At 35.1% G+C, this 7,346-nt stretch carries 7 protein-coding genes and 1 pseudogene; all 8 read left to right on the top strand.

The genetic code is table 11. The features are described 5' to 3' along the window. Window positions 1-219 precede the first annotated feature (219 nt). Window positions 220-381 (top strand): annotated as a pseudogene (locus ACFQIC_RS21105) (DUF8042 domain-containing protein); the annotation flags it as partial. A gap of 88 nt (window positions 382-469) precedes the next feature. Next, the gene (locus tag ACFQIC_RS21100) at window positions 470-562 is read left to right on the top strand and encodes a hypothetical protein (protein WP_465260875.1); all 93 of its coding nucleotides are present in this window, start codon (window positions 470-472) and stop codon (window positions 560-562) included. Window positions 563-1,297: 735 nt separating this feature from the next. Continuing rightward, window positions 1,298-1,582 (top strand): flagellin, encoded by a 285-nt coding sequence (locus ACFQIC_RS18165; RefSeq protein ID WP_390217603.1) that lies wholly within the window; start codon window positions 1,298-1,300, stop codon window positions 1,580-1,582. Continuing rightward, window positions 1,572-1,730: a flagellin gene (locus ACFQIC_RS18160; protein WP_390217601.1), complete on the top strand. Its 159-nt coding sequence runs from the start codon at window positions 1,572-1,574 to the stop codon at window positions 1,728-1,730. Before ACFQIC_RS18165 ends, ACFQIC_RS18160 begins: the two co-directional genes overlap by 11 nt. Before the next feature lie 255 nt (window positions 1,731-1,985). After that, the gene (locus ACFQIC_RS18155; RefSeq protein ID WP_390217599.1) at window positions 1,986-2,123 is read left to right on the top strand and encodes a hypothetical protein; all 138 of its coding nucleotides are present in this window, start codon (window positions 1,986-1,988) and stop codon (window positions 2,121-2,123) included. 376 nt (window positions 2,124-2,499) lie between these two features. Continuing rightward, a complete protein-coding gene (locus ACFQIC_RS18150) occupies window positions 2,500-4,254 on the top strand; it encodes a DUF2334 domain-containing protein (protein ID WP_204709469.1) in 1,755 nt (584 codons plus the stop codon). A gap of 6 nt (window positions 4,255-4,260) precedes the next feature. Next, on the top strand, window positions 4,261-5,556 hold the full coding sequence (locus ACFQIC_RS18145) for a glycosyltransferase family 2 protein (RefSeq protein WP_390217597.1): 1,296 nt from the start codon (window positions 4,261-4,263) through the stop codon (window positions 5,554-5,556). 70 nt (window positions 5,557-5,626) lie between these two features. Then, window positions 5,627-6,724 (top strand): glycosyl hydrolase family 8, encoded by a 1,098-nt coding sequence (locus ACFQIC_RS18140; RefSeq protein WP_204709471.1) that lies wholly within the window; start codon window positions 5,627-5,629, stop codon window positions 6,722-6,724. The last annotated feature ends 622 nt before the right edge of the window (window positions 6,725-7,346 follow it).

Below are 7,346 nucleotides of genomic sequence, written 5' to 3'. Positions count from 1 at the left end.
ACGACAAAATATAAGAGGTGATCATATGAGTGATATGCGAATTGGTGGCTTAGCGTCCGGGATGTAATTTTGGGGGGTCTGACCCCGGTACGTTAAAGCGATGAACTTTAGATGATCTAGGCTACTCGCCCTCATCTAGAATACATCGCTTTAAAGTAGTTAAATTGATGGGGTAATGTTTTATTTGAATTTGTTATTATTATATGATGATCCAAGAAGATTATAGAGCTGGTAGAGACGTTGTTGGAAGGGTTAAATCATATTCAAAAGCAGCTTAATGAAACGAAACAACCCGAGGCATTACAGTTGATGGATGATGTTGAAGGTGGATTTGCATTAATTGAGCAGTCCGTACGCTCTGTTTTGGCGGATATAAATGATATGGAAGTAGCCGGAAGCTCAAACCAACAAGGTTTAAGAAATCATAGAGCAGGTCGTTACAGAACTAGAAGGGCAACGATACGAGGAAGTGCAAGAAATTTTGCAATTCACACTGATTCCACAATTCAAGAAGTTGAAATGTGAATTGGATCAGGCATTTCAACCGTACGTTACATCTTGATTAGTATAATAATATAAGCAATTATCGTCCCCCTACTTTCATTCTAGGGGCTTTTTAAATTTAATTGGATGAACACAATAACATAATAAGCAGAGGAAGCGCTGTTTAACCCTTTTAGTTAATTAATACAGTTACGAGAGAGGAATTAATCTCTCTAACTGGAGTGACGAAGGAATGAAGTTATATGTTGTTGCTTTCACAAATAGAAAAAATTGATACATCGCGTCACATTCCGATTGTACGTAGGGAAGTACCTGGGCAGAAACTAGTACTGTGACAGAGACTGGTAACTAATGAATCTTATGATTATGCTAGTGAAGAAATAGACCTATCATCTATTTCTGATGTTGAGAGTCTAGTAAGACAAGGTATCAAATGATCACATGATCAATCATTCGAGTTTTATTATGTTGATGACGGAGAATATAACGGTGAAGCTGACTTTTCTGTAAATCTTAGTTCAATTATCAATGTGGAACGCCTACCTATGACGATGAGGTTGTTTCTGCAATTGTAGATCAGATTGTAGATAAAGTAGAAGGAGTTTCATTGTCAGTTGGCGATTCTTCTGATGGACATTTAGAAGTAACAGCCAAAGAAGGCGGAGAAGCGGGGAACAATATTGCATTTTCTGATTGAGTAAGTCGTGAGGCGTTAACAAGCGCAGGAACACTCGAAGCTTCATTCCAAGTAGGTGCGAATCAAGGACAAAGTAGGGGTGTTGGAATTAACGACATGCGTTCTTTAGCTCTTGGAGTAACTGGTAATGATGCGGATGTAGAAATTACAGATGAAGATGGGAATGTTATTGAAAGTGCTGCTTCCAAAGCAGTGAAAAGTGTAACAGATGGAACTTATAACGAAAAAACAGGGTATGCCTTAGATGTATCATCCTACGAAAGTGCAGCTGTTACAGTAATCAATAACGTTATAGAAAGTGTTTCTGCTGAACGTTCTAGCCTTGGTGCTAGTCAAAACCGTTTAGAGCACACAATCTCTAACTTGAACAATGCCATCTGAGAATTTATCAGCTGCAGAATCTCGTATTTGTGAAGTTGATATGGCTGCAGATATGATGGAAATGACTCGTTCAAACATCCTTTCCCAAGCTTCTCAGTCTATGCTCGCACAGGCAAACCAACAACCACAATCCGTCTACAGTTACTAGGATAATATTATTATAGAAAAAGAGGCACTAATCATTATACTAGAGGCTCTTTTGATCATAAGAACGTAGCCCATTGAATACTTTTCCATTAATTCACATTCGTAGCCTATTATTTGTTCCTCTTATACTGAATTGCATTGTCTAGAAGGAACTACATAGATAAGGATAAGGATCAATTAGAACAGACAAAGGTCTTAGAGTAACAATTAGAGTGTAGCAAAGAACAAGACCGTATCTTATGTAAAACTCCATGAAATGAAAGAAATTGCTGAATACCGCGTTTGTCATGATTTGACTACGGAAGAAATCGAATCGTTGAAACAACTAATGAATGAGCTAAATAGGACAGTAGACTTCCTTAAAAAACAGTTACATACTTATCATGTCCATTGAGGTAGAATGTAACTGTTTTAAGTAAGGTGAATATATCGATAAATCCATTTTATCAAGAACACTACCAGTTGCATGCTACCGATTCAAGAACTATTGTATTTATATTCAAGAGAATTCAAGTGTAAGAATAAAAAAGCCTAATGGTAGACATTTTAATCAAATGTCTACCATTAGGCTTTTTTATAATAAAATGTTCTTTTTTGAGAACTTTATTTTTCAAAAAATACTAAAAAATAAGTAAAAACGATAAAATGAAAGAAAAATAGAGTTAAAATGTTCTTTATAAAGAAAAAACAACCACCAAGACCTTTGTGTTCTTAATAAAGATGTGTTACGTTCTTTATTAAGAACTATAACGAATGACAGGGGGGGTTAAATGAATATCTGTAAGCTTTCACAGAAAAGTTTTTTAAATGTGACAGTTGTAGTTATGTTAATGCTTAGTTTTTTTGTTGGTAAAAACGACGCAAATGCTTCCGAAGCACTAGAACTGGAAAATCCAGAAGCAAGTGCATTAGTGATTTTTTCTTCAATTGATGATGAGGTGGGGCACTCCGAACGTTTACTTGATATGGCGATTGGTCACTTTACGGATGATATTACTATTAAAAGTGATTCTCAAGTAACAATGGAAGATGTAGAAGATGTTACCCACTTGTTTTATTACGCTGAACTCTTTACAGATATTTCACCTGAAGCAGTTGAGATTATTAACTCGTTTTCAGGTCCAACCATTGCTATGGGAGGTAATGTGAATCAACTTGGAGAAAAATTTTCGTTTATTACTACTCTTGGCTTCGAAAACATTACTCACATAAATGTGGTAGGAGAAAAGAATAAAGCATTGGATATTGAATCCGCTGAGATTATAAACACAGAAATTGATGAAAACACAGAAGTCTTAGCAGAAGGCAAAAGTGAGACAGAAAAAATGCCTTTATTCGTAAAAAACGAACAAAATTATTATTATACTGCTGAATCATTTGTAGCTCCTTTTTCAGTTTTTTTCAGTCAAATACTGCATGAAGTATTTGAAACTGAAAAAACAGACAGCACTCCCGGTTATATTCGTTTAGAAGATGTTCACCCATTAGCAGATCCTGATAGTTTAATGGAAATAGCCCAATTATTAAAGGAAAAAGATATACCATACATGATTGCAGTTATTCCTGTTTACACGAATCCAGTGACTGGGCGAGAGTACCATTTTAATGATTCTCCAGATGTATTAAAAGCCTTGAAATACATGCAAAATAATGGTGGAAGTGTAGTATTGCACGGATATACACACCAATTTAGAAAAAGCGAAACGGGAGAAGGCTTTGAATTTTGGGACGTGGAAAATGATATGCCAATATACCATGAACAAAATGAAAAGCCGGATCTTAGAACAAAACAAGACTTTAACAACCAAGAAGAGTATGTGGAGTTTATGGACGAAAACAAAGCATTTGAAAGGGAGTATATAGAGAAAAGGTTGACAATAGGGATTCAAGAGCTTACCAACTTTGGATTGTATCCGTTAGCTTTTGAGGCCCCTCACTATACGATGTCACAAAATGGATATGAAGTGACGTCTGATTTTTTTTCTACTTATGTTGGACAAGTTCAACTTAGCGACAAGGATTGGAGAACAATGGATACAACACCATCAGTATCTAAACCAAGCTTCTTAAATGGAATGCGACTTCTCCCTGAAACGATTGGCTATGTGAAACCAAAGGATAATCAAGCAATTGACACGATGATAGAAAAAGCAAAGTACTATCAAATTTTTGATGGAGGTATGGTTAGTGGATTTTACCACCCTTATCTAGGCGTTTCAGAATTTAAGAAGTTGATAAAGGAAATGGAACAAATTCCAAACATTGATTGGATTGATTTAAAAGAAATAGAGAATACGACCCAAGCAGAAAACATCGTTATTACGACTGAAAATGGAAATATATCAACAGACATTAACCAAAGCGGGCTAATGACAACTTCGGTGGATTTTGCCGTTTATCATTTGAAAAGATTTATTCAAATAGTGACATGGGGGATAGCAGGAATTGGGCTAACGGCAGTTGTTCTATTCAGTATATATACGGTATATCAGCGATCCAGAAGAAAACAAATAGAAGGAGGGTAATATTTAGTGGCTGAACTTTTTATGTATATATCTCTTTTTATCATTTGGTTTATGTTGTTTTATCACATGTTTCTAATGCAAGGAGGATATCTTCACTACTTGAAGTATTTAAAAACAAAAGAGAAGTGGGATGAAAATCCTGGGAAAATGCCAACATTCAGCATTTTAATTCCAGCTCATAATGAAGATATGGTGATTGAAAACACGTTAAAATCAATGATTAAACTTCATTATCCGAAAGAAAAATTGGAAGTTATTATAATAAATGATAATTCTAGTGATTCTACGGGAGAAATTGTTGAAGAGTATGCAAAAAAGTACACTTTTATCAAAGCAGTCCATACGAAGCCACCAAACGCCGGGAAAGGGAAGTCTGGTGCCTTAAATCAGGGATTAAAACATTCCACAGGAGAAGTTATCGCTGTTTATGATGCTGATAATACCCCAGAACCCGATTCTATATATCATTTAGCGTTAGGTTTAAATAAAGATAAAAAAGCAGGGGCGATTGTTGGGAAGTTCAGGGTTATTAACGCAAATAAAAATCTCCTTACTCGTTTTATAAATATAGAAACATTAACTTTTCAGTGGTTGGCACAAGCAGGGAGATGGTATTGGTTCAAGATGACGACTATACCAGGCACTAACTTTGCCATTCGACGTTCGATTCTGGATGAATTAGGAGGATGGGATGAAAAAGCATTATCTGAGGATACAGAACTAAGTTTTCGAGTATACAATCTAGGTTACTATATACGTTTCTTTCCAGCAGCTGTTACGTGGGAACAAGAACCGGAAAACTTGAAGGTTTGGTGGAAACAGAGAACGAGGTGGGCACGGGGGAATGAATACGTTATTGGAAAATATCTGCTGAGATTCTCTAAGTTGAAAAATAAAAAAATAGGACTTGATCTCTTTTACTTTTTATTTACCTATATATTTTTTTTCATTGGAATCCTTATTTCTCATGCGATTTTTATCACAAGTTTATTCGTTGACTTGGAGTTAACGATTGGTTTCGTATCTTATGTACTGCTAGTTACAGGTTTTTTATTGTTTGTGACGGAAGTATTGCTAGCTCTTAGTATGGAAAAGCAACAGTTGACCATCAAAAACGTTTTAACAGTATTAATTATGTACTTTACGTATTCTCAGTTATGGGTTTGTCTTGTTGTGTATGCAACCTTCTTGGAAATGAAGAGAATAATATTTAAACAAGAAGTCAAATGGTACAAAACGCAACGGTTCAATCAAAAGGAACAAGTGGCTGTAGAAAAAACGAATGCCAAAAGAACATCTTAATTAAAAAAGGAAAACATTAAAAAGCGACAATCATTGTAAAATCATGATGCTAGTATTGGGAGGTAAGGGGGTGAATAAAGTATACGTTAACTTAATCATAATCCTGTTGATTCTAGTTGTTATATTGATCTGGTATGTTACGACTTTGCCAAGTAAGCATGACCCTTTGATCACGGAGGATTTTATTCATAAGTGGCTAAAGAATGAAAATGGAACATTAGCTACATACATCTTAGAAGGGGAAACTGTTGACGAGGATCTAGTAAAAGGAAGAGAAGTGTTATCTGAAACTATAGGATTATGGATGCAATACGCCTTTGAAAAAGATGATCAAGTCCTGTTTGATAAATCTTATCAATTGTTACATCAATACTTTGTGAAAAAAGATGGATTTGTGAACTGGAAATTAAATGAGAAGGGAAACAGTGAGGTATCTACTAATGCACTTATCGATGATCTTCGTCTTGCAAGCATTCTACTTAAAGCTAGCGATCAATGGAACGATAAAAGATATAAAGGAACAGCATCGATTATTATAGACTATGTTGAAGAATATAATGTAAATAAAGGAGTATTTACTGACTTTTATGAACGCGAAGACAAATACGCCAGCGAGTTCATTACTTTATCTTATATTGATGCAAAAGGATTAAAACATATTGAAAGTGAGTTGCACCTTCCTCCAAATCTTGTAGATTCCACTATCTCCGTATTATCTAACGCGCCACTAGATAATGGTTTTTACCCTAAGGCTTATAACGTGGAGGAGAAAAAATATCAGTATGATGACGATATTAATTTGGTTGATCAAGCGTTAATCGCCTTACATCAGGCAGAGTTTGGGATGGGTTCTGAAGAATTTTTACAATTTATCAAATCAGAAATGGATAAAAACGGAATTATATATGGTGTGTATAATAGAAATACCAAACAACCCGCCGTCGACTATCAATCGCCAGCTATCTATGGAATTACGATTATGTATTGTTTGGAAGTGGGTGAACATCAGTTAGCCAATGATATATATAAACAAATGATTAAATTCCAAGAGGGTCGAAAGGGAAATCAATACTATGGTGGTTTCTCAATTCATGAAGGGGATACTCATATTTTTGATAATTTATTACCGCTTCTTTCTAAGCAACAAATCAGAGAAAAGAAAAAGTGAAATTAGAAAATGCAGGTATTACGCTGTCTCCTTCTATGGGAAATGGCTTTTTTATGTATGTGGGAATTTTTCTCTTCCGTTAGAGCAGAAGACTTCGAATATAGGGAGTGATCTTTTATACTAAATTCAGTAACTGTATCATTTTATAATTGAGCCAATAATGAAAGCCCATATTTGTTATCCTTATACATGAAATTTTTTAATGGGGGAAAACAAAATTTGATGAAGTGATAGAAATTCCTGATTACCGTGTTAGAAATGATGTTAACTGTGAGAGAATAGAAGAGTTAAAATGGACTGAAACCCCCTTTGAAGACAGTTACTTTCTCATATCCATTGAGATAGAATGTAATTTAAAAACTTGTCAAATAAATGAACAGCTTTCGACATTAACATTTCGTACTTTCAGCCGATATAAAAAGTAACCAGATAAAATGGGGAGTTGTTGAAGGTGGATGTTAGAAAAAGCATGACCCAATCACAGCTCCTGCAGAAAAGCATGACTCAACTTAGTGATAGAACAGCCGTTCAGGAGACTAAAAAAGAGCTAGAGAAAGAAAAAAAAGAACCAAATGTAGAGATGTACGGATCTTCGAAAGAACAGACGGAGGAAGTCGTTCAT

The sequence above is a fragment of the Halobacillus seohaensis genome, assembly GCF_042663045.1.
Taxonomy (GTDB): domain Bacteria; phylum Bacillota; class Bacilli; order Bacillales; family Halobacillaceae; genus Halobacillus_A; species Halobacillus_A seohaensis.
This window is presented reverse-complemented; position numbering and strand designations above follow the sequence as displayed.